This window comes from Micrococcus sp. KRD096, assembly GCF_017168495.1.
GTDB classification, from domain to species: domain Bacteria; phylum Actinomycetota; class Actinomycetes; order Actinomycetales; family Micrococcaceae; genus Micrococcus; species Micrococcus luteus.
Genome location: NZ_JABFAY010000012.1, coordinates 9,464 through 30,522, shown reverse-complemented (window position 1 = coordinate 30,522; position 21,059 = coordinate 9,464). Strand labels below are relative to the sequence as shown.

Here is a 21,059-nt window from a genome sequence, read left to right as displayed (position 1 = left end):
GGTAGGATTCGGGGGTACGGCCTCCGCGTGCACCGTAAGGGGGCGTTTTCCATGTACGGGCCGGTCCGGGGCGACCCGCGGCCCTGAGGAGAGATGCAGATGCCAGCGATCGCGATCGTCGGAGCCCAGTGGGGCGACGAGGGCAAGGGCAAGGCCACCGACCTGCTGGGCGGGCGAGTGGACTACGTCGTCAAGCCGAACGGCGGCAACAACGCCGGGCACACCGTCGTCGTCAACGGGGAGAAGTTCGAGCTCAAGCTGCTGCCCGCCGGCATCCTCTCGCCCAACGCGGTGCCGGTGATCGGCAACGGCGTGGTGGTGAACCTGGAGGCGCTGTTCGAGGAGATCGACGGGCTCGAGTCCCGCGGCCACTCGTGCGAGCACCTGAAGATCTCCGCCAACGCCCACCTCGTGGCGCCGTACCACCAGACCATGGACAAGGTGACCGAGCGGTTCCTGGGCAAGCGTGCGATCGGCACCACCGGCCGCGGCATCGGCCCCACCTACATGGACAAGGTGGCCCGCCTGGGCATCCGCGTGCAGGACATCTTCGACGAGTCGATCCTGCGCCAGAAGATCGAGGGCGCCCTGCGGCAGAAGAACGAGCTGCTGGTGAAGCTCTACAACCGCCGCGCCGTCACCGTGGACGAGATCGCCGAGTACTTCCTGGGCTACGCGGACCGCCTGCGCCCCATGGTCGTGGACTCCGTGAACCTGCTCAACGACGCCCTGGACGAGGGCAAGGTGGTGCTCATGGAGGGCGGCCAGGCCACCTACCTGGACGTGGACCACGGCACCTACCCGTTCGTGACCTCGTCCAACCCGACCGCCGGCGGCGCGGCCGTGGGCGCGGGCATCGGCCCCACCCGCTTCTCCCGCACCATCGGCATCGTGAAGGCCTACACCACGCGCGTCGGCGCCGGCCCGTTCCCCACGGAGCTCTTCGACGAGATGGGCGAGCAGCTGCGCACCACCGGCGGCGAGTTCGGCGTGAACACCGGCCGCCCGCGGCGCACCGGCTGGTACGACGCCGTCATGGCCTACTACGCCGCGCGGATCAACGGCTTCACGGACTACTTCTTCACCAAGCTGGACGTGCTCACCGGCATCGAGAAGATCCCGGTGTGCGTGGCCTACGAGGTGGACGGCGTGCGCCACGACCGCATGCCCATGACCCAGACCGAGTTCCATCACGCGAAGCCGGTGTACGAGCACTTCGACGGGTGGACCGAGGACATCTCCGGTGCCCGCGCGTTCACCGACCTGCCGCTGAACGCCCAGCGCTACGTGGAGGCCCTCGAGAAGCTCTCCGGGTGCCGGATCTCCGCGATCGGCGTGGGCCCGGGCCGCGACCAGGTGGTCCAGGTCCGGGACCTCATCGAGGACTGACCCGGCCCGCCGCCCCGGCCCGGCCCGCCCTGGCCTGCACTTTCGAACGTGAAAGAGGGCGAATGGGCGCTTTCGAACGTGAGATAGGCCCTATCTCACGTTCGAAAGCGCCCGGGGGTCCGCCGGTCAGTCGGCCAGGCGGCCCGTCGTCGGGAAGCGGTCCCACACGCGGTGCGCGGGCAGGAGCTGCTTCAGCGCCGCCACGGCGGCCGCGCCGTCCGCCGCGGACTCGACGCCCTTGCCGGACACCTGGGCGGCCGCGAGGACGGCCTCCGCCGGCTCGAGGGCGAGGATCGCCTTGGAGTGGCGCCACATCTCCTGCAGCACCTTGATGACGCGCGGGTCCACCGCCTCGGGGTCGGCGGCGCCGGCCTTCTGGTCCAGGCCGGGGGCGGCGTCGGCGGCGGGGGCCGCCGGCGAGGCCACGACCACGGCATCCAGCTCGATGGACGCGGCGGTCAGGTAGGTCCGCTGGGCCACGATCTCCCCGGCCACGGGGCCGCCCTTCGGCGCGATGACCAGCGGGACCATGCCCGCACCGTGGATGCCCTGCACGAGGGCGTCCAGCTCCTTCTCGTCCACGGACTCGCCCACCACGACGCCGACCTGACGGCCGTCGAGCGGCCACGCGCCGCCGATCTGGGACAGCACGGGGGAGGGCTGCACGTCGGCCGGGGTCTCGGTCGGCGCGGGAACGGGGATGCCCAGGCCGTCCGCGACCTGCTGGGCCAGTCGCGTGTCGATCGCGGCGAGGTGGGCCAGCTGGCGCTCGCGGATGGTCTGCTCGTAGCACTTGCCGAGCTCGAACGTGTACGCCTGCGCCACGTGCTCGCGCTCCACCTCGGAGAGGGAGAGGAAGAACAGGCGCGCCTGCGAGAAGTGGTCGTCGAAGGACGCGGCGTGCGCGCGCTCCTTCACCGAGGCCGGCAGCGGCTCCGGGTGCTCGATGAACGCGTGGTCGTCCGCGGGGGTCTCGTACGGCAGGCCGCCGTCGAGCGAGTTGGGCCGGTACGGCGCCACGCCGCGATGCACGGCGCTCTGGTGGAAGCCGTCACGCAGCATGTCGTTGACCGGGGCGTGCGGGCGGTTGATGGGCAGCTGGTTCCAGTTCGGCCCGCCGAGGCGGGTGAGCTGCGTGTCCAGGTAGGAGAAGAGGCGGCCCTGCAGGAGCGGGTCGTTGGTGACGTCGATGCCGGGCACGAGGTTGGCCGGGTTGAAGGCCACCTGCTCCGTCTCCGCGAAGTAGTTGGACGGGTTGGCGTTCAGCGTCATGCGGCCGAGGGGCTGCACGGGGGCGAGCTCCTCCGGGACCAGCTTCGTGGGGTCGAGCAGGTCGATGCCCTCGAACATCTGCTCCTCGTTGTCCTCGAACACCTGCACGCCGAGCTCCCACTCGGGGAAGGCGCCGGCCTCGATCGCGTCGGCGAGGTCACGCCGGTGGAAGTCCGGGTCCATGCCGTTGGTGAGCAGCGCCTCCTCCCAGGTCACGGAGTGCACGCCGAGCATCGGCTTCCAGTGGAACTTGACCAGCACGGTGGAGCCGTCCGCCGCGATCAGGCGGTAGGTGTGGACGCCGAAGCCCTCCATCATGCGGTAGGAGCGCGGGATGCCGCGGTCGGACATGTTCCACAGGGTGTGGTGCTGGGCCTCGGTGTGCAGGGACACGAAGTCCCAGAACGTGTCGTGCGCGGACTGCGCCTGCGGGATCTCGCGGTCCGGGTGCGGCTTCACCGAGTGCACCACGTCCGGGAACTTGATGGCGTCCTGCACGAAGAACACGGGGATGTTGTTGCCCACCAGGTCCCACGTGCCCTCGTCCGTGTAGAACTTGGTGGCGAAGCCGCGGGTGTCGCGGGCCAGGTCCATGGAGCCGCGGGAGCCGGCCACGGTGGAGAAGCGGACGAACACCTCCGTCTCCTTGTCCTTGGCGAAGAGTCCGGCCCGGCTGATCTTCGCGGCGGTGCCGTAGCCGCGGAACACGCCGTGGGCGCCGGCGCCGCGGGCGTGGACCACGCGCTCGGGGATGCGCTCGTGGTCGAAGTGGCTGAGCTTCTCCCGCAGGTGGTGGTCCTGCAGCAGGGTGGGGCCGCGGCGGCCGGCCTTGAGCGAGTGGTCCGAGTCCTGCAGGCGCACACCGTGCGCGGTGGTCAGGTACGGGCAGCCCTGCGCGGCGGTCGCGGGGTCGGCGCCGGTGTCCTGGCCGGTGGGGGAGACCTGTGCCGGACCGCGCTGGTCCGGGGCCGGGACGGCCACGGGCTGGTCCGGGTGGGTGAGGGCGGTGTGCTCCTCGAGGTCGGGGGTGATCGGCCCCGGCGTGCCGGGGATGTCGGGCTGCTGGGTGGTCATCGCGTCTGCTCCTGTGGTGTCGACGTGCCGCGCGGTGCCGCGCGGATCGGGGGCGGAGGACGACGGCGGCCGATGCGGGCCGACGTCGTGCCCGGTCCCCAGCGTGGCGGCTGGCCGCGGCGCTGACCAGGGATGACGGCCACCGGCAGGGGCCTGGCTACCCTGGGGGCATGAGGATCAGCGTCGGACAGTTCGGACCCGTGGGCGACGTCGAGGCGAACCTGGCCGTGATGGCCCGCCTCGCCGCCCGCGCCGCGGGCGAGGGGGCGGACCTCCTGGTGCTGCCCGAGGAGGCCATGCTCGGGGCCCGCGAGGTGGGGGAGGAGTTCCCCGACGCCGTCGCCGCGGCCTGGGAGCCGTTCGCCGCGGGCCTGGCGGCGCTGGCGCGTGAGCACGGGATCGCCGTCGTCGCGGGCGGCTACGAGCCGGGACCGGACCGGCGTCCCTACAACACGCTGCTGGCGGTGGGCGCGGACGGCGCCCGGCTGGGCGCGTACCGCAAGCTCCACCTCTACGACGCGTTCGCGCACCGCGAGTCGGACCGGATCACCCCCGGCGACGGCGGCGTCGCGGCGATCGAGCTCGGCGGGCTCCGCCTGGGCCTGCTCACCTGCTACGACCTGCGCTTCCCCGAGCTGTCCCGGCGTCTGGCGGTGGAGGGCGCGGACGTGCTCGTGATCCCCGCGGCGTGGTTCTCCGGCGAGCACAAGGTGGACCACTGGCGCACCCTGCTCAAGGCCCGCGCGGTGGAGAACACGGTGTGGGTGGCCGCGGCCGACACGTGCTCGGACGGCACCGTGGGCCACTCGATGATCGTGGACCCGCTGGCGCTGCCCGTCGCCGAGCTCGCCGACGAGCGGGAGGCCGTGGTGACCGCGGAGGTCACCCGCGAGCGGATCGACGAGGTCCGGGAGTTCCTCCCCTCGCTCGCCAACCGCCGCACCGACGTCCTCTGAGCCGCCCCCCGCCCGGCGGACGGGTCACCATTACCCCCTCGGGCTGGGAAAAGCCTAAAATCACGTCAGACGTGCAACCAGACGGGCGCCCCGGCGCTCGGAACGCGCCCCGCCCGGGGCGGGACGGGAGATCAGAGATGACCATCAACGCCGACGGCAGCCACGCCGTCCAGCCCCACGCCGCGAACGCCCACACCGCCCCGGCCCGCCCCGTGCGCCACGCCGTGGTGGAGGAGGAGGTGCTCGAGCCGCTGGGCCCGGTGGAGGGCTGGGGCTTCACCAACCGCGTCATCCTCGTCTCGGTGCTCGTCGTGATCATCGGCAACGTCGTGCGCGTGCTCACCGGCGACCTGGGTGATCCGAACGGCTCCGTGGCGCTGGGCGAGACCGGCCACGGCTGGGTCGTGCTGGTGCAGTCGTTCATGTTCGGCCTGGTGGGCGGCGCCCTGGCGGGCGCGGCCGGCTACCTGGTCGTGCTGCTGATGGGCGGGGCTGCCCGCTCCGTCGTGCGCTACGTGGTCGGTGGCGTGGTCGGCGGCTTCCTCGGTGCCGTGGGCCTGTTCGCGGTGTTCTCCAACACCGTCCTCTACGGGGCGGGCCTGCACCTGTTCTGGATGCTGCCGGTGGCGGGCCTGCTCGGCGGCCTCTGGGCGGGCGTCGTCTCCTCCCGCCGCTGATCCCCGCAACCGGCGCCTCGGGCGCCGGCCGCAGAGAAAGGCCCCGGTTCCGGCTCTCGCCGGGCCCGGGGCCTTCTCCGTCATCACTCGCACCTTCGATGAGGTGGCTTCAGCCTACGAACTCGCCTTGGGCTTTCCAGGGGAGTCGGCTGGGCGTTCCCTGGGAGTGTCGGCCGCCCCGAGCAGGTGCGCGAGCTCGCCGGTGGCGGCGACGAGGGCCGCCCCGCACCGGTCCGCCAGCTCGTCCGTGCAGCGGTAGGCCGGCACGAGCGTGCTGAGCGCACCGACCACCGTGCCCGCCACGCTGATGGGGGCGGACAGCGAGGTGACGTCCTTCTCCACGGAACGGGTGCGCAGCGTGTAGTCCCCCGCGGCCACGCTGCCGCGCAGGGCGTCGCCCACGGCCGTGCCCGCCAGGGGGACGGTGCGTCCGACCCAGTTCGTGTGGCGGACGGAGTGCGTGCCCTCCACGATCGCCAGGTAGACGGCGGAGTCCGGAGGGGTCGTCACCGAGAGGTAGACGGATTCGCCCGTGGCGGCCACGACGTGGTCCATCGGCCCGCGGGCCAGCTGCACGAGCGAGTCTCGGGAGAAGGCCCGCGCCCCGAGCTGGATGAGGCGCACGCCGGGGCGGTAGGCGCCGTCGTCGTCGCGGGCCACGAAGCCGGATCCCTCGAGGCTGCGCAGCAGGCGCAGCGCCGTGGACGCCGGCAGCTCCGTGGCGCGGGCGGCCTCGGTCAGGCTCAGCCGGGGCTGCTCGGTGACGGCGGCGAGCAGGTCCAGGGCCCGGTCCACGGTGCGCGTCGAGGCGGTGGGGGTGGTGGTCATGAGAGGGAGCGTAACGGGTGCGGGACACGCGGATCGGGCTTGCGCGTGAGCCGAGTCACTGTTTCAATGTTCGGAAAGTGCATGCCGAGCCGTGAAATCACCGGGGCTACCCGTCCCGGCGGCGCACGCACCCCGTCGAGAGGAACTGCCATGGCCGAGGGCTTCACCCAGCACGACCCGTCCCGCACCATCCGCGCCCCGCGCGGCACCGAGCTCTCCGCCAAGTCCTGGCAGACCGAGGCCCCGCTGCGGATGCTCATGAACAACCTGGACCCCGAGGTCGCCGAGCGTCCCGAGGACCTCGTCGTCTACGGCGGCACCGGCCGCGCGGCCCGCTCCTGGGAGGCCTACGACGCCATCGTCGCCACCCTCAAGGACCTCGAGGAGGACGAGACCCTCCTGGTGCAGTCCGGCAAGCCGGTGGGCGTGTTCCGCACCAACAAGTGGGCCCCGCGCGTGCTGATCGCCAACTCCAACCTCGTGGGCGACTGGGCCACGTGGCCGGAGTTCCGCAAGCTCGAGGCCGAGGGCCTGATGATGTACGGCCAGATGACCGCCGGCTCGTGGATCTACATCGCCACCCAGGGCATCCTGCAGGGCACCTACGAGACCTTCGCCGCGATCGGCCGCAAGCGCTACGACGGCTCCCTCCAGGGCACCCTCACCCTCACCGGCGGCTGCGGCGGCATGGGCGGCGCCCAGCCCCTGGCCGTCACCCTCAACGGCGGCGTCTGCCTGATCGTGGACGTCTCGGAGGACCGCCTGCGCCGTCGCATGGGCAAGCGCTACCTGGACGAGGTGGAGACGGACATCGACAAGGCCGTCGAGCGCGTCATGCAGGCCAAGCGCGACGGCGAGGCCGTCTCCGTGGGCCTCGTGGGCAACGCCGCCGAGGTGTTCCCCGAGCTGCTCGAGCGCCAGAAGGCCGGCACCGTCGAGATCGACATCGTCACCGACCAGACCTCCGCGCACGACCCGCTGTCCTACCTGCCGATCGAGATCGACGAGAAGGACTGGCACGCCGAGGCCGAGGCCGACCCGGACACCTTCACCAAGAAGGCCCAGGAGTCCATGGCCCGCCAGGTCGAGGCCATGGTCGGCTTCCAGGACATCGGCGCCGAGGTGTTCGACTACGGCAACTCCATCCGCGACGAGGCCCGCAAGGCCGGCTACTCCCGCGCGTTCGAGTTCCCGGGCTTCGTCCCGGCCTACATCCGCCCGCTGTTCTGCGAGGGCCTCGGCCCCTTCCGCTGGGCCGCGCTCTCCGGCGACCCGGAGGACATCCGCGTGACCGACGAGGCCCTGAAGGAGCTGTTCCCCGAGAACGAGCACCTGCACCGCTGGCTCGACGGCGCCGCCGAGTTCGTGGAGTTCGAGGGCCTGCCGGCCCGCATCTGCTGGCTGGGCTACGGCGAGCGCCACAAGGCCGGCCTGCTCTTCAACCAGCTCGTGGCCGAGGGCAAGGTCAAGGCGCCGATCGTGATCGGCCGCGACCACCTCGACTCGGGCTCCGTGGCCTCCCCGTACCGCGAGACCGAGTCCATGCTGGACGGCTCCGACGCGATCGCCGACTGGCCGCTGCTGAACGCGCTGACCGCCACCTCCTCGGGTGCCACCTGGGTGTCGATCCACCACGGCGGCGGCGTCGGCATCGGCCGGTCCATCCACGCCGGCCAGGTGGGCGTGGCCGACGGCACCGAGCTGGCCGCGGCCAAGCTCGAGGCGCTGCTCACCAACGACCCGGGCATGGGCGTCATCCGCCACGTCGACGCCGGCTACTCCCGCGCCGCCGAGGTGGCGAAGGAGCGCGGCGTCCGTGTGCCCATGGAGGCCACGATCCGGGACTGACCCCGGTCACGTCGTCGGACGACGACGGTGCCGCCGCGCCGTCGCCGTCCGACGACTTCACCGCCGCGAGCCGGACGGGCATCCGCTCGTCCGGCTCGCGATCGAAAGGACACCACGATGGACTCGTCCCGCCCCGCAGACCACGAGCTGCACACCGACACCACCGCGATGGCCGCGATCGAGGCCGACGCGCCCCGCCCGCCGGCGCGCTGGCGCATGATCGTCTACTCGGCGATCGGCATCGTCATGTTCTTCGTCCCCGTCACGATCAACGGGGCGAGCTCCATCCCGCTGGACCACCTGGTGACCTGGGTGCGCGGGCTGCTCGGCCCGGCCGACCGCTGGGTGGGCCTGGCCATCATCGCCGCAGGCGCCGTGTACCCGTTCGCCTCGGGTCGCTGGCGGACCAGCACCACGCGGACGGTCTTCGCGTTCCTCGCCGTGCTCGGCCTGGTCGCCTCGGCGATGATCGTGTTCGGCGTGGGCCCGAGCTGGATCCTGGACAAGAGCATCGGTCCGTTCCTGATGGACAAGCTCGTGGTGCCCGTGGGCCTGATCGTGCCCATCGGCGGCGTCTTCCTGGCCCTCGTGATCGGCTACGGCCTCATGGAGTTCGTGGGCGTCTACCTGCGCCCGGCCATGCGGCCGATCTGGCGGGTGCCCGGCCGCGCCGCCGTCGACGCCGTGGCCTCCTTCGTGGGCTCCTACGCCCTGGGCCTGCTGCTCACGAACCGCATGTACACCGGCGGCCGCTACACGGCCCGCGAGGCGGCGATCATCGCCGCCGGCTTCTCCACGGTGTCCGCGACCTTCATGGTGATCGTCGCCAAGACGCTGGGCCTGATGGACATCTGGCTCTGGTACTTCTTCGGCACCCTCCTGGTGACGTTCGTGGTCACGGCCATCACCGTGCGCATCCCGCCGCTGAGCCGCATCCCTGACGAGGTGTACCCCGGCGCGGTGCACTCGCCCGAGCAGGCCGTCACCCGGGACCGCTTCCGCGTGGCCCGTCGCGCCGCCGAGCAGACCCTCGCCGAGGCACCGTCCCTGCCGAAGAACATCTGGGTCAACTTCCGGGACGGCCTCGTGATGGTGCTCCAGATCCTGCCGTCCATCATGTCCGTGGGCCTGATCGCCCTGGTCCTGGCCACCTACACGCCCGTGTTCGAGTGGATCGGCGTGATCTTCTACCCGCTGTTCTGGGCGTTCGGCTACTCCGACCCCGGCCTGCTGGCCTCGGCCTCCGCCACCTCGATCGCCGAGATGTTCATCCCGGCCACGATGGCGGCCGGCCACGAAGACCTCGTCGCCCGGTTCGTGATCGGCGTCGTCTGCGTCTCCGCGATCATCTTCTTCTCCGCGGTGGTGCCTGCCATCCTGGCCACGGACATCCCCGTGAAGATGTGGCACCTCCTGGTGATCTGGGTCGAGCGCGTGGCGCTCACCATCGTGCTGGCCACGCCGCTGGCCCACCTGGTGGCCGCGCTCACCTGAGGCCCACCCCACCGCCCCCCCGTCCGTCCCGCAGAGAGGCCCCCATGCGCTCCACGCTCATCACCGACATCGCCGAGCTGACCACCGTCGACCCCGAAGGGCGGGTGCTCCAGGACGCGGCCGTCGTCGTCGAGGACGAGCGCATCGCCTGGATCGGTGCCGCCGCGGACGCCCCGGACGCGGACGACCGGGTGTCCGTGGGGGGTCGTGCCGTGCTGCCCGGCTGGGTGGACTCCCACACGCATCTCGTGTTCGACGGGGACCGCTCCGCCGAGTTCGAGGCCCGCATGGCCGGGGAGTCCTACGCGGCCGGCGGCATCGGCGTGACCACCTCCGCCACCCGCGCCGCCTCGGACGACCGCCTGGCCGAGCTGGTCCGCGGCCGGGTGGCCGACGCGGTGGCCGGCGGCACCACCTACCTCGAGACCAAGACCGGCTACGGGCTCACCGTGGACGAGGAGGCTCGCCACGCGCGCCTGCTGGCCGGGCTGCGCGAGGAGGGCCTCGTCGACGAGGTGACCTTCCTCGGCGCCCACCTCGTGCCCCCGGGCCGGGACGCGGAGGACTACCTCGACGACGTCGTCGGACCGATGCTCGAGGCCGTGCGGGAGCACGCGGGCTGGGTGGACGTGTTCTGCGACGCCGGCGCCTTCGACGCCGAGCAGACTCGCCGCGTGCTCGCCGCGGGCGTGGCGGCGGGACTGGGCGTGCGCCTGCACGGCAACCAGATCGAGCAGGGCCCGGGCGTGGGCGTGGCCGTGGAGTTCGGCGCCGCCTCCGTGGACCACGTCAACCACCTCTCCGACGCGGACGTCGAGGCCCTGGCCGGCACCTGGGCCGGCTGGGACCGCGCCTCGGCCACCGGGACGCCCGGCACCGTGGCCGGCTGCCTGCCCGCGTGCGACCTGTCCACCCGCGCCCCGCTGGCGCCCGCGCGTCGCCTGCTCGACGCCGGCATCGAGGTCTCCCTGGCCTCGAACTGCAACCCGGGCACCAGCTACACCACGTCCATGAACTTCAACGTGGGCACCGCCGTGCTGCAGATGCACCTGACCCTCGCCGAGGCCGTGCGCGCCGCCACCCTCGGCGGGGCCATCGGCCTGCGGGCGCAGGACCGCGTCGGCAGCCTCGAGGTCGGCAAGCGCGCCGACCTGCACGTGCTCGACGCCCCCGCCGCCATCCACCTGGCCTACCGCCCCGGCATGCCGCTGACCCATGCGGTCTGGCGCGCGGGCCGTCGGGCCGTCTGATCGACCGACAGCAAGGAGAACGCATCACCATGACCACCCCTCCCGCCACCGTCACGCTCGGCACGTCCGGGGCCACCCTGGACGACGTCGTCGCCGTGGCCCGCCACGACGCCCGCGTGGTGCTCGCCGACGACGTGCTCGAGACCGTCGGCGCGGTGCGCCGCCACGTCGAGGCGCTGGCCGAGGCCGAGACCCCCACCTACGGCGTCTCCACCGGCTTCGGCGCGCTCGCGGACAAGCACATCCCGCTCGAGTCCCGCGCGCAGCTGCAGAAGTCCCTGATCCGCTCCCACGCCGCCGGCATGGGCCCCGTGGTGGAGCGCGAGGTCGTCCGCGCGCTGATGTTCCTGCGGGCCACCACGCTGGCCTCCGGCCGCACGGGCGTGCGCCCCGTGGTGGTCGAGACCTTCGTGGCCATGCTCAACGCGGGCATCACCCCCGCCGTGCGCGAGTTCGGCTCCCTGGGCTGCTCCGGTGACCTCGCACCGCTCTCCCACGTGGCCCTGGCGCTGATGGGCGAGGGCGACGTCGTCGGGACGGACGGCGCGCTGCGTCCGGCCGGCGAGGCGCTCGCCGAGGCCGGGATCGAGCCGGTCGAGCTGCGGGAGAAGGAGGGCCTGGCCCTCGTCAACGGCACCGAGGGCATGCTCGGCATGCTGATCATGGCGCTGGCCGACCTCGAGGAGCTCGCCGACACCGTGGACCTCACCGCCGCGATGTCCGTGGAGGCGCTGCTCGGCACCGACCGCGTGTTCGTGCCGGAGCTGCACCTGCCGCTGCGCCCCCACCCGGGCCAGGCGACCTCCGCCGACCGGATGCTGAAGATCCTGGCGGGCTCGCCGATCGTGGCCAGCCACAAGGAGGGCGACTCCCGCGTGCAGGACGCCTACTCGCTGCGCTGCGCCCCGCAGGTGGCCGGCGGCCTGCGCGACACCCTCGCGTACGTGCGCACCGTGGCCGAGCGCGAGCTCGCCGCCACCGTGGACAACCCGGTGGTGCTCGACGACGGCCGGGTGAGCTCGAACGGCAACTTCCACGGGGCGCCCGTGGCGTACGTGCTGGACTTCCTGGCCATCCCGGTGGCCGACGTCGCCAGCATGTCCGAGCGCCGCACCGACCGCATGCTGGACCCGGCCCGCTCACACGGGCTGCCCGCGTTCCTCGTGGACGACCCGGGCGTGGACTCCGGCATGATGATCGCCCAGTACACGCAGGCCGGGCTCGTCTCGGACATGAAGCGTCTGGCCGTGCCCGCGTCCGTGGACTCTATCCCGTCCTCCGCGATGCAGGAGGACCACGTCTCCATGGGCTGGCACGCCGCCCGCAAGCTGCGCTCGGCCGTGGAGAACTTCCGCCGCGTGCTCGCCGTCGAGCTCGTGGCCGCCGCCCGCGCGATCGAGCTGCGCGCCCCGCTGCAGCCCTCCGCCGCGACCGGTGCCGCCGTCCGCGTGATCCGCGAGGCCGGCGTCCCCGGCCCCGGCCCGGACCAGTACATGGCCCCGCAGCTGGCCGCCGCCGAGCAGGCCCTGCGCGACGGGTCCGTGCTGGCCGCCGTGGCGGAGGCGCTCGCGGGCGTATCCGCCGATGCCGAGCCGCAGGACCTGGCCGAGGAGTCCGAGGGCGCCGAGGCCGAGGGGCACTGACGCCGCAGAGCGGTCCGACGCCACAGAGTGGTCACGACACGCCGCGTGCGCCTGCGCGAGACGGCGTGTCGTGACCACTCTGTGTGTGGAGGGGGCGGCCTGCGGGTCGGGCCGGTCGGCTCCGGCTCAGGCCGCCAGGTCCACGTCCTTCGTCTCCTTCATGAACAGGCCGGTCAGGCCGGTGAGGCCGCCGACCACCATGAGGTAGATCGGGAACGCGCTGGTCCACCCCTGCGCCGTCAGCCACGTGATCAGGTACGGCGCCGTGCCGCCGAAGATCGCGGTGGCCAGTGAGAGCATGGTGGCCACGCCCTTGGCGCGCACCGCTGTGGGCAGCGCCTCGGACCAGACGGCGCCGTTGACGCCGAACAGCAGCGCCACGGCCAGCAGGGCGATGGTCTGCACGAGCAGGAACGAGGCGAAGGTGCCGTCCAGCATGCCGAACAGCGGGAACGGCAGCACCACGAAGAGCAGGCCGAAGGCGATGACCAGCGGACGGCGGCCGACCCGGTCGCCCAGCAGGCCCGCCCCGAGGATGGCGGCCAGGAAGATCACCTGGGCCAGGAGCGAGGCCGAGAGGGTGGTGGACTTGTCCATCTGATGGGTCACCTGCGCGTGCGTGGGCAGGTAGATCAGCCACGTGTAGAACATCAGGGAGCCGCCCGCGGAGACCAGGAAGATCGTCAGCAGGCCGCGCCACACCGCACCTGGCCCCCGGCGGGGAGCGTCGTCGGCGGTGGGCACCACCTGCTGCGCCGCCGTGAAGTGCTCCGACTCCGTCAGGCTCCGTCGCAGGTACAGCGCGTAGAGGCCGAGGACGCCACCGATGCCGAACGCCACGCGCCAGCCCCAGGACGCCACCTGCTCGTGGGAGAGCAGCGTGTTGATGGCCAGGCCCACGAGCGTGGCCAGGATCGTGCCCACCACCACGGACACCCACGACGTCGCCCCGAACAGCCCGCGCCGGCCCTGCGGCGCCCGCTCCACGAGGTAGGTCACGGAGGTGCCCATCTCGCCGCCGTGCGCCAGGCCCTGCAGCAGGCGGGCGATGACGAGGATCACCGAGGCGAGGACGCCCACCGTGCCGTAGGTGGGGGTGAAGGCGATGATCAGGCTGCCGAGCGCGGTGATCATCATCGCCGCGAAGAGGCTGCGCTTGCGGCCCACCCGGTCCGCGTAGGCGCCGAACACGTAGCCGCCGATGGGGCGGGCCACGAAGCCCACCGCGAAGACGGCCAGGGTGGCGAGCAGCTCGGAGGTGGGGTTGTCCGCGTGGAAGATCTGCGCCGCGAAGACCGGGGCGAAGATCGTGTAGACGTTCCAGTCGTACCACTCCAGCGCGTTGCCGAAGTTCACGGCCAGCATGTCCTTCAGGCTCCGGGGGCGGGCCGCGGGCACGGGAGCGGGCCGGGCCGCGCCGGTGGCCGCGGTGCTCATGCCCGTCCCTCGAGGCCGGCCTGGGCATCGCCGTCGGCGCCGGGCACCCGCATCTCGAAGGTCTCCCGCACCACGGTGTAGTCGAAGTAGCCCAGGCGGGCGATCGGCTGGATGCGCGGGATGTCGAGGCGGCCGTCGGCGGTGATGACGTCGTCGTCGATGTGGATGGTGTCCACGTGGGCGAAGACCACGTCGATGGTGCCGACGTTCGAGTCGCCCTTGATGCGGTGCGTCGAGTGGTAGCGGCACTCGAAGCGCACGGGGGACTCGGCGACCATCGGGATGGGGTGGTTGTCCGCGTAGACCTTGGTGACGCCGTGCTCGGCGATGCGGTCCCACTCGCTCTCGCCCGGCTCCAGGGCCATGGCGGAGACGTTGACGGCCTCGCGCAGGTCGTAGGTGGCCATGTTCCACACGAACCAGCCGGTCTGCTCCGCGTTGAGGACGGTGTCCTTGCGGCGTCCGTCCGGGTACTGGTTCGCGGAGAACATCACCATGGGCGGGTCGAAGGTGAGGTTCTGCCACTGGCTGTAGGGGGCGATGTTCTCCCGGCCGTCCGTGCTCACGGAGGACAGCCAGCCGATGGGCCGCGGCACGGTGGAGCTCTTGAAGGGGGAGAAGGGCAGGGGGTTGGCCTCGTGCTGCGGGCGGTACTTCATGAGTCCTCCATGTGACGCCGGTAACAGGATGTGGGTCACGCTACGCCGCATATCCCGGATATATCAAGCGGATTGGGGGCAGATCACTGCCTACGCTGGGCCCATGAACAAGTCGGAGGAGGCCTACGCCCGCCTGATGCAGAAGATCGAGACCGGGGAGCTGCCACCGGGCGCCATCCTCAGCGAGGCGGACCTCATTGACGCCGCCGAGACGGGGCGCACGCCCCTGCGCGAGGCGGTGCAGCGCCTCATCCGAGACCACTGGCTCCTGGCCGGTGGGGGACGGGGACTGCAGGTGCCCCCGATCTCCGTGGACGACCAGCTGGAGAGGCTGGAGGTGCGGCGGTCGCTCGAGGCGCTGGCCGTGGGACTGGCCTGCGCGCGGGCGGACGAGGAGCAGCTGGCCGCCGTCGCGGCCCACGTGCGGCACCTGCGCACGGTGGAGGACCTGGCGGCGTACGTCGCTGCCGTCGGGCGCTCGCACGAACTCCTGCGCACGATCGCGAACAACCGCTATCTCGCCGATTCCCTGGTCCCGCTCCAGGGGTTGTGCCGCCGGTTCTGGCTCGCCACCACGAAGGGCCTGCCCGACGAGGTCGAACGCGGCCGGGCGTTCTACGTCCCGGCGCTGGAGGCGGTGACCCGGAGGGACGCCGCAGGAGCCCGGGCCGGGGTGCTGGCCCTGCACGACTTCCTGGCACGCTCGGCGCTGGACTACGCCGCCCGACGCGCGGCCCACGGCAGCACCGAGCCCCCGGCCCCGTGGGTGGAGGGACGCTGACGCGTGCGGCCCCCGCGCCTGAACGGACCCCCGGCCCGCCTCAGGCCAGCAGCGACGCGTCCGTCCGGTGACGGCTGACGATCGTGTGGATCAGCCGGGCCGCGGCCTTCGCCGTGCGGCCGTCCACGTCCAGGGCGGGGTTGAGCTCCACGACGTCGGCCAGGGCCAGCTTCCCGGACTGGGTGGCCTCCAGCGCGCACGCGTGGATCACCTCGTACGGCACGCCGAAGCCGGCCGGTGCGCTCACCCCCGGGGCGACGGCGGCCGGCAGCACATCCAGGTCGATCGTCAGGTAGAGCACGTCCACGGCGTTGATGAACGAGCGCACCCAGCGGCGCACGCCGGTGACGTCGGCGGTCTGGGCCTGCTCGTCGGTCACCCACGTGACCCCGCGTTCGCGCGCGGTGTCGAACAGGGCCCGGGTGTTGTTGGCCTCGCTGATGCCCACCACCGCGTAGGAGAGCTGATGCTCCGCCCCCTCGGCATCCCGCAGGGCCTGGAGGAACGGGGTGCCGGAGCTGGGCCGCGGCGCCTCGCGCAGGTCGAAGTGCGCGTCCAGGTTGAGGATGCCCACGCGGGTGCCCGCGCCCACGCGCGTGGAGCCGGTCAGGCCCGTGATCGAGGCGTAGGCGGTCTCGTGTCCGCCGCCGAGCACCACGGCCAGGTCGTGGGCGTTCAGCAGCCCGCTGACCACCGTGCCCAGCTCGGCCTGGCCCGCCTCGAGCTCGCCCGGGGCGGCGTCGTCGCCACGGTCCACGGACACGTCGCCCGCGTCCACGAGCGCGCCCGTGCCCTCGAGGTACGCGAGCGAGGCGAGCGCACCGCGCAGCGCCTCCGGGCCGTCCTCGGCGCCCACGCGGCCGTGGTTCCGGCGCACGCCCTCGTCCGAGGCGAAGCCGACGAGCGCCGTGGACCGCGCGCCCGACGTCGGAGCACCGGCACCGGGGTGGCGCTGCGGCGTCGTGGGCTCGCCGCGGCCGTCGGCGGGGCGGACGACCTGGTGCCAGCGCAGGTGCTCGGGGGCGTCGCCGTCGGTGCGGCCGGTCCAGGCGGGGGAGAGGGGGGGAGGGAGGGGGAGGGGAGCTCGGAGGTCATGGGCCCATCCCACGCCATCGACGGGCGGGTGCGCAACGAGGGCCGGACGACGCCCGACACGGGGCGTCGTCCGCCTAGCGGTCCAGTTCCTGGCGCCGCGAGCTGATCACGCCGGTGACGAAGCCGGCGAGGTTGAGCCCGCCATGGAAGCGGGCGTGCTCGATCTTCACGCAGCGGTCCATCACGATCTCCAGGCCCGCGGCCTCGGCCTGACGCGCGGCGTCCTCGTTCCAGATGCCCAGCTGCAGCCACACGGTCCGGGCGCCCACGCGGGCGGCATCCGCCACCACCTCGGGGGCGTCGGAGGACTTGCGGAACACCTCCACGAGGTCCGGGGTGACGGGCAGGTCGTCCAGCGAGGCGTACACGCGGTGGCCGAGGATCTCCTTGCCGGCCGCGGCGAGCACGGGATTCACGAAGTAGACGTCGTACGTGGTCGAGCTCAGCAGGTACGTGGCCACGAAGTAGGACGCACGGGCTGGCTTGTCCGAGGCGCCCACGATCGCGATCGACCGGGTGCGCCGCAGGATCGCCAGGCGCTCGGGGGCGCCGGGGCCGGTCCAGGTGCGCTCGGGGTGGGTGGTGCTCATGGCTCAGGCCTCCTGCTCTGCGGGGACGATGGCGCCGTCGCGGGTGCGGCCGGTGGCCTCGGTCAGGGCCTGGTCCAGGTCCCAGAGGATGTCCTCGACGTCCTCGATGCCCACCGAGATGCGGATCAGGTCCGCCGGGATGCCTGCGGCCACGAGCTGCTCGGCGGTGAGCTGCTGATGGGTCGTCGTGGCGGGGTGCAGCACCAGCGTCTTCGCGTCGCCGATGTTGGCCAGGTGGGAGGCCAGCTGCAGCGCGGAGATGAAGCGCGAGGCCGTCGCGCGCCCGGCCTCCGGACCGGAGGCGCCGTCGTCGGTGTCCGTGGCCGCCGGGGCCACGCCGAAGCTGAACACCGAGCCGACGCCCCGGGGCAGCAGCTGCTGCGCGCGGGCGTGGTGCGGGTGGTCGGGCAGGCCGGCGTAGCGGACCCAGGAGACGCGTGGGTCCTCGTCCAGCCAGGTGGCGACGGCGCGGGCGTTGGCGAGGTGGGCGTCCATGCGCGGGGCCAGCGTCTCGACGCCGAGCAGCAGCTGGAAGGCCGACTGCGGGGCCAGCGACGGGCCGAAGTCGCGCAGCTGCTCCGAGCGGAGCTTGGTGAGGAAGCCGTACTCGCCGAAGTTGCCCCACCAGGAGACGCCGCCGTACGACGGCACGGGCTCGGTCATCGACGGGAACTTGCCGTTGTCCCACGGGAAGCGGCCGGACTCCACCACGACGCCGCCGAGCGTGGTGCCCTGCCCGCCGAGGAACTTCGTGGCCGAATGGATGACGATGTCCGCGCCGTGCTCGATCGGCCGGATCAGGTAGGGCGGGGTGAGGGTCGCGTCCACGACGAGCGGCACGCCGTGCCGGTGGGCGACGTCGGCCAGGCCCGGCAGGTCCACGACGTCACCGGAGGGGTTGGCGACGATCTCCGTGTAGACGGCCTTGGTATTGGGCTGGAGGGCGGCCTCGAAGTCCGCGGCCTCGGCGGAGTCCACGAACGTGGTCTCGACGCCGAACCGGCGCAGGGAGACGTCCAGCTGGGTGATCGTGCCGCCGTAGAGCTTCGAGGACGCCACGATGTGGTCGCCGGCCCCGGCGAGGGCCGCGAAGGTGACGAACTCGGCGGCCATGCCGGACGCCGTCGCGACGGCCCCGATCCCGCCCTCGAGCGTGGCGACCCGCTCCTCGAACGCGGCGACCGTGGGGTTGCCGATCCGCGAGTAGATGTTGCCGTACTTCTGCAGCGCGAAGAGGTTGGCGGCGTCCTCGGCGGACTCGAACACGAAGGAGCTGGTCTGGTGGATCGGCACCGCGCGGGAGCCGTGGACGGCGTCCGGGACGGCGCCCGCGTGCAGCGCCTGGGTGCGGAAGCCGAACTCGTGGTCAGCCACGGGGGTCCTTTCGATGGAGGCTTCGGGACAGTCCGTCCCATTGTCCCGGGCGAGGCGCGCCGGGGGCAGGGTGGGGACGTCGCAGAGCGTCACGCGGCGCCGGCCGGTGCCGTGCAACGCGGGTTGAGTTATCACCGGTTACGCGGGCCTGGACCCGTGACAACTCAACCCGCGTTGGACGGGACCCGTGACAACTCAACCCGCGTTGGGACGGGCGGGGGCGGATCAGCGCGTGCGGGCGAGCCGACGCCGGACCAGCCCCACGATCCGCCCGAACCCAGCGCGCTGGTCCTCCCAGGTGCAGCGCAGGGTCGTCCATTCCCGCTCGAGGCAGTACGCGTCCCGACGGGCGTCCCTCGCCTGCTGCTGAGCCGTGCGGTGGCCGGCGCCGTCGTACTGGAGGGCCAGGCGCGCCCCCCGGTACCCGAGGTCCACGACGGGCGAGGTCGGGTCGGCCGGGTCGACGGCGACCTGCAGCTCCGGCTCCGGCAGCCCGGCCCGGATCAGCGCGAGCCGGAGGAAGGTCTCGGGCGGGGAGTCGGCCCCGACGCGCACCTCCGCCAGCGCGGCACGTGCGAGACGGACACCCGGCCGGCCACGGCAGCGGGCGAGCACCTCCGACAGCTCGGACACGGTGGCCACGGGATCCGCCCGGCCCGTCGGCGTCCACGGCGGACGCACCAGGTGGTCGCCGGCCGCGATGAGCCAGTCCACCTCGTGGGGGCGGAGCATCCCGGCGAGGTCGAACCAGGTGCGCGCCGCCGTCGTGACCCGCTGGCCGTCGGGAAGGTCGAGCACGTGGTCGGAGGGCAGCCGCACCCGGTGGCTGACGGCGCCGCCCAGGTCGGTCCGGTGCGTGCGCGCGGACCGGTCGAAGGTCAGGTGCAGCCCGGCCGGCCGCGCGAGGCGGGGCGGCAGCGGCAGTCCGTGCCAGAGGGCGGCAGAGACGTGGGAGACCACCCCGCCCGTGAGGCGGGCCAGCGCGGCCGCGCCGTCCGGGGCGCACGGGTCGGGTACGCCCGCGGTGTGCACGCCGCGGCAGATCCGGGCGAGGTCTGCCGCGAGGGTCCGGCGCCACGGCAGGCCGGCGGCGTGCAGCTCGGCCGTCGTGAAGGCGCCCTCGGCGAGGGCGGGCGGCAGGGGCGTGCGCGCGCTCATGGGGCGAGCCTGCCGCCCCCGGACCCTGCGACGAGCCGAACCGACGCGCCCTGGGGAGGGCCGCCGTCGTCGTGGTGGCTGTGCAGGAGCGGCCGGCCCGCCGGACACGGTGGCCCCGGCGCGACGCGGGTTGAGTTATCACGGGTGCGCGCCGCCTGGACCGGTGATAACTCAACCCGCGTTGCGGGGAGCGGCCGGCCCGTCGGTCACGGCGTGCGGTCGACCGGCACCAGCTCCACGTCCTCGAGCCGCCCGCCCCGCACCACCGCGCGCATCAGCGTGCACACCGGCTGCCGCCGCCGGTCCGTGCAGGAGCCGGGGTTGAGCAGCCGCAGGCCCGGGTTCGCGGTCTCCGGCCCGGCCACGGTGTCCCACGGGATGTGGCTGTGCCCGAACACCAGCACGTCCGCGTCCGGGAACGCCGCGGCCATGCGGCGCTCGCGGCCGGCCGCCGGGCCCGTCTCGTGGACCATCGCGATCCGCACCCCGCCGAGCTCCACGCGCGCCACCTCGGGTAGCCGCGCCTGCAGCCCCGGCCCGTCGTTGTTGCCCCACACGCCCACCAGCCGGGCGGCCCGCGCGTCGAGGTCGTCGAGCACGTCCTCGGCCACCCAGTCACCGGCGTGGAGCACGACGTCGGCCCGCGCCACCTCGGCCCGCACCTGCGCGGGCAGGGCACGGGCACGCCGCGGGATGTGGGTGTCCGCGATCAGGAGCAGGCGGACGGCGACGTCGTCGGACACGGTCCGCCTCACCGCGCGGCGTACGCGCCGAGCCAGATCGCCAGCGGCAGGCCGACGATGAACACCGCCACGAATCCGCGCACCAGCCACCGGCCCACCGGGGTGGCGAGGTTGATCGTCACGCCCACGCCGTAGCCGGGGCGCTTGGCGGGGAAGACGGCCGGGTCCTCGGGGTCGCGCTTGAGCCCCAAAGGCGTCCACACCTCGTCCTCGGCGCGTTCCGCGGCCGTGGGCCGGTACCCGAGCTCCGCCGCGACGCGGTCCGACCAGCGCGTCCACCGCCGGGTGCCGGCCCGCATCGCCGGGAAGATGCCCACCATGAGCACGGTCAGCGTGAGGGGCAGGAGCCACCAGGGCATCGTCCACGCTCCGGCGGCGAGCACCTCGGCCGTCGTCGGGGCCAGCACCAGCACGATGAGCACGCACGACCACCCGAGGCTTTCCTGGACCCCGCGGTGCACCCCCGCCTGGCGCACGCGCCGCCACGGGGACAGCCCCGGATCCGTGGGGACGAGGGCGGTGACCATCGCGGAGACCAGGGCCAGGAACCCCGTCATGCCGAGGCCGATCAGCGGCCCCGTCGCCACCGTGCCGAACGAGGTGTCCTCCCATGCATCGGGCCGCCCGTCGACGCCCCAGTGCGTGGGCACGCGCTCCGGCAGGCCCGGCAGGGCGACGAGGGCCCACCCCAGCAGCGCCAGGCACAGTGCGGCCGCGAGCAGGAACGGCAGCCACGGACGCAGCCGGCCACGGCGCAGGGCGGCGCACTCGGCGGCGGGGACGTCGTCGGG

18 protein-coding genes are annotated in these 21,059 nt (G+C 73.1%); 8 read left to right on the top strand and 10 right to left on the bottom strand.

Annotation, left to right across the window (positions count from 1 at the left end):
• The first annotated feature begins 99 nt into the window (after positions 1 to 99).
• The gene (locus J1M41_RS05220; protein ID WP_206451310.1) at positions 100 to 1,389 is read left to right on the top strand and encodes an adenylosuccinate synthase; all 1,290 of its coding nucleotides are present in this window, start codon (positions 100 to 102) and stop codon (positions 1,387 to 1,389) included.
• Between the two features lie 126 nt (positions 1,390 to 1,515).
• Here the strand turns inward: J1M41_RS05220 and J1M41_RS05215 are convergent, their stop codons facing one another.
• On the bottom strand, positions 1,516 to 3,735 hold the full coding sequence (locus J1M41_RS05215) for a catalase (protein WP_044658657.1): 2,220 nt from the start codon (positions 3,733 to 3,735) through the stop codon (positions 1,516 to 1,518).
• 170 nt (positions 3,736 to 3,905) lie between these two features.
• Here J1M41_RS05215 and J1M41_RS05210 point away from each other — a divergent pair, with 170 nt between their 5' ends.
• Both J1M41_RS05210 and J1M41_RS05205 read left to right on the top strand, forming a co-directional pair.
• Positions 3,906 to 4,691, top strand: a complete 786-nt coding sequence (locus J1M41_RS05210) for a carbon-nitrogen hydrolase family protein (RefSeq protein WP_098093794.1) — start codon at positions 3,906 to 3,908, stop codon at positions 4,689 to 4,691.
• Positions 4,692 to 4,828: 137 nt separating this feature from the next.
• Entirely contained in the window at positions 4,829 to 5,368 is a 540-nt protein-coding gene (locus J1M41_RS05205) for a hypothetical protein (RefSeq protein ID WP_036315779.1), read from the top strand.
• Between the two features lie 114 nt (positions 5,369 to 5,482).
• On the opposite strand, the gene J1M41_RS05200 is transcribed toward J1M41_RS05205, so the two are convergent.
• Positions 5,483 to 6,196: an IclR family transcriptional regulator gene (locus J1M41_RS05200; protein WP_041104426.1), complete on the bottom strand. Its 714-nt coding sequence runs from the start codon at positions 6,194 to 6,196 to the stop codon at positions 5,483 to 5,485.
• 150 nt (positions 6,197 to 6,346) lie between these two features.
• On the opposite strand from J1M41_RS05200, the gene hutU reads away from it, so the two are divergent.
• From hutU to hutH, 4 genes are all read left to right on the top strand, one after another.
• A complete protein-coding gene (gene hutU, locus J1M41_RS05195) occupies positions 6,347 to 8,044 on the top strand; it encodes a urocanate hydratase (RefSeq protein ID WP_145951190.1) in 1,698 nt (565 codons plus the stop codon).
• Between the two features lie 117 nt (positions 8,045 to 8,161).
• Complete coding sequence (locus J1M41_RS05190; RefSeq protein WP_206451309.1) at positions 8,162 to 9,538, top strand: YjiH family protein; 1,377 nt, start codon at positions 8,162 to 8,164, stop codon at positions 9,536 to 9,538.
• A 44-nt stretch (positions 9,539 to 9,582) separates the two neighbouring features.
• Entirely contained in the window at positions 9,583 to 10,788 is a 1,206-nt protein-coding gene (hutI, locus tag J1M41_RS05185; RefSeq protein WP_206451308.1) for an imidazolonepropionase, read from the top strand.
• A gap of 29 nt (positions 10,789 to 10,817) precedes the next feature.
• On the top strand, positions 10,818 to 12,431 hold the full coding sequence (gene hutH, locus J1M41_RS05180) for a histidine ammonia-lyase (protein ID WP_206451307.1): 1,614 nt from the start codon (positions 10,818 to 10,820) through the stop codon (positions 12,429 to 12,431).
• Between the two features lie 126 nt (positions 12,432 to 12,557).
• Here the strand turns inward: hutH and J1M41_RS05175 are convergent, their stop codons facing one another.
• Both J1M41_RS05175 and J1M41_RS05170 read right to left on the bottom strand, forming a co-directional pair.
• Positions 12,558 to 13,868 carry an MFS transporter gene (locus J1M41_RS05175; protein WP_206451306.1) on the bottom strand — a complete coding sequence of 437 codons (1,311 nt, stop codon included), beginning with the start codon at positions 13,866 to 13,868 and terminating at the stop codon, positions 12,558 to 12,560.
• Positions 13,865 to 14,527: a flavin reductase family protein gene (locus J1M41_RS05170; protein WP_020624777.1), complete on the bottom strand. Its 663-nt coding sequence runs from the start codon at positions 14,525 to 14,527 to the stop codon at positions 13,865 to 13,867. Before J1M41_RS05170 ends, J1M41_RS05175 begins: the two co-directional genes overlap by 4 nt.
• Before the next feature lie 103 nt (positions 14,528 to 14,630).
• Here J1M41_RS05170 and J1M41_RS05165 point away from each other — a divergent pair, with 103 nt between their 5' ends.
• Positions 14,631 to 15,308: a GntR family transcriptional regulator gene (locus J1M41_RS05165; RefSeq protein ID WP_206451305.1), complete on the top strand. Its 678-nt coding sequence runs from the start codon at positions 14,631 to 14,633 to the stop codon at positions 15,306 to 15,308.
• Positions 15,309 to 15,348: 40 nt separating this feature from the next.
• On the opposite strand, the gene hutG is transcribed toward J1M41_RS05165, so the two are convergent.
• The 6 genes from hutG to J1M41_RS05135 form a co-directional block, all read right to left on the bottom strand.
• Positions 15,349 to 16,416 carry a formimidoylglutamase gene (gene hutG / locus J1M41_RS05160; RefSeq protein ID WP_206451304.1) on the bottom strand — a complete coding sequence of 356 codons (1,068 nt, stop codon included), beginning with the start codon at positions 16,414 to 16,416 and terminating at the stop codon, positions 15,349 to 15,351.
• A gap of 61 nt (positions 16,417 to 16,477) precedes the next feature.
• On the bottom strand, positions 16,478 to 16,993 hold the full coding sequence (locus J1M41_RS05155; RefSeq protein WP_002857647.1) for a CoA-binding protein: 516 nt from the start codon (positions 16,991 to 16,993) through the stop codon (positions 16,478 to 16,480).
• A 3-nt stretch (positions 16,994 to 16,996) separates the two neighbouring features.
• Positions 16,997 to 18,367, bottom strand: a complete 1,371-nt coding sequence (locus tag J1M41_RS05150) for an O-acetylhomoserine aminocarboxypropyltransferase/cysteine synthase family protein (protein WP_206451303.1) — start codon at positions 18,365 to 18,367, stop codon at positions 16,997 to 16,999.
• Positions 18,368 to 18,592: 225 nt separating this feature from the next.
• On the bottom strand, positions 18,593 to 19,525 hold the full coding sequence (locus J1M41_RS05145; RefSeq protein WP_206451302.1) for a hypothetical protein: 933 nt from the start codon (positions 19,523 to 19,525) through the stop codon (positions 18,593 to 18,595).
• Between the two features lie 206 nt (positions 19,526 to 19,731).
• A complete protein-coding gene (locus J1M41_RS05140) occupies positions 19,732 to 20,268 on the bottom strand; it encodes a metallophosphoesterase (RefSeq protein ID WP_206451301.1) in 537 nt (178 codons plus the stop codon).
• Positions 20,269 to 20,276: 8 nt separating this feature from the next.
• Positions 20,277 to 21,059, bottom strand: a 783-nt coding sequence (locus J1M41_RS05135) for a DUF1648 domain-containing protein (protein ID WP_206451299.1), incomplete at its 5' end; no start/stop codon positions are given.

What these genes read in the sequence shown, in the direction of transcription:
- J1M41_RS05220 (WP_206451310.1), top strand. Translation starts at nt 100, where the DNA reads ATGCCAGCGATCGCGATCGTCGGAGCCCAGTGGGGCGACGAGGGCAAG.
- J1M41_RS05215 (WP_044658657.1), bottom strand. Translation starts at nt 3,735, where the DNA reads ATGACCACCCAGCAGCCCGACATCCCCGGCACGCCGGGGCCGATCACC.
- J1M41_RS05210 (WP_098093794.1), top strand. Translation starts at nt 3,906, where the DNA reads ATGAGGATCAGCGTCGGACAGTTCGGACCCGTGGGCGACGTCGAGGCG.
- J1M41_RS05205 (WP_036315779.1), top strand. Translation starts at nt 4,829, where the DNA reads ATGACCATCAACGCCGACGGCAGCCACGCCGTCCAGCCCCACGCCGCG.
- J1M41_RS05200 (WP_041104426.1), bottom strand. Translation starts at nt 6,196, where the DNA reads ATGACCACCACCCCCACCGCCTCGACGCGCACCGTGGACCGGGCCCTG.
- hutU (WP_145951190.1), top strand. Translation starts at nt 6,347, where the DNA reads ATGGCCGAGGGCTTCACCCAGCACGACCCGTCCCGCACCATCCGCGCC.
- J1M41_RS05190 (WP_206451309.1), top strand. Translation starts at nt 8,162, where the DNA reads ATGGACTCGTCCCGCCCCGCAGACCACGAGCTGCACACCGACACCACC.
- hutI (WP_206451308.1), top strand. Translation starts at nt 9,583, where the DNA reads ATGCGCTCCACGCTCATCACCGACATCGCCGAGCTGACCACCGTCGAC.
- hutH (WP_206451307.1), top strand. Translation starts at nt 10,818, where the DNA reads ATGACCACCCCTCCCGCCACCGTCACGCTCGGCACGTCCGGGGCCACC.
- J1M41_RS05175 (WP_206451306.1), bottom strand. Translation starts at nt 13,868, where the DNA reads ATGAGCACCGCGGCCACCGGCGCGGCCCGGCCCGCTCCCGTGCCCGCG.
- J1M41_RS05170 (WP_020624777.1), bottom strand. Translation starts at nt 14,527, where the DNA reads ATGAAGTACCGCCCGCAGCACGAGGCCAACCCCCTGCCCTTCTCCCCC.
- J1M41_RS05165 (WP_206451305.1), top strand. Translation starts at nt 14,631, where the DNA reads ATGAACAAGTCGGAGGAGGCCTACGCCCGCCTGATGCAGAAGATCGAG.
- J1M41_RS05155 (WP_002857647.1), bottom strand. Translation starts at nt 16,993, where the DNA reads ATGAGCACCACCCACCCCGAGCGCACCTGGACCGGCCCCGGCGCCCCC.
- J1M41_RS05145 (WP_206451302.1), bottom strand. Translation starts at nt 19,525, where the DNA reads ATGAGCGCGCGCACGCCCCTGCCGCCCGCCCTCGCCGAGGGCGCCTTC.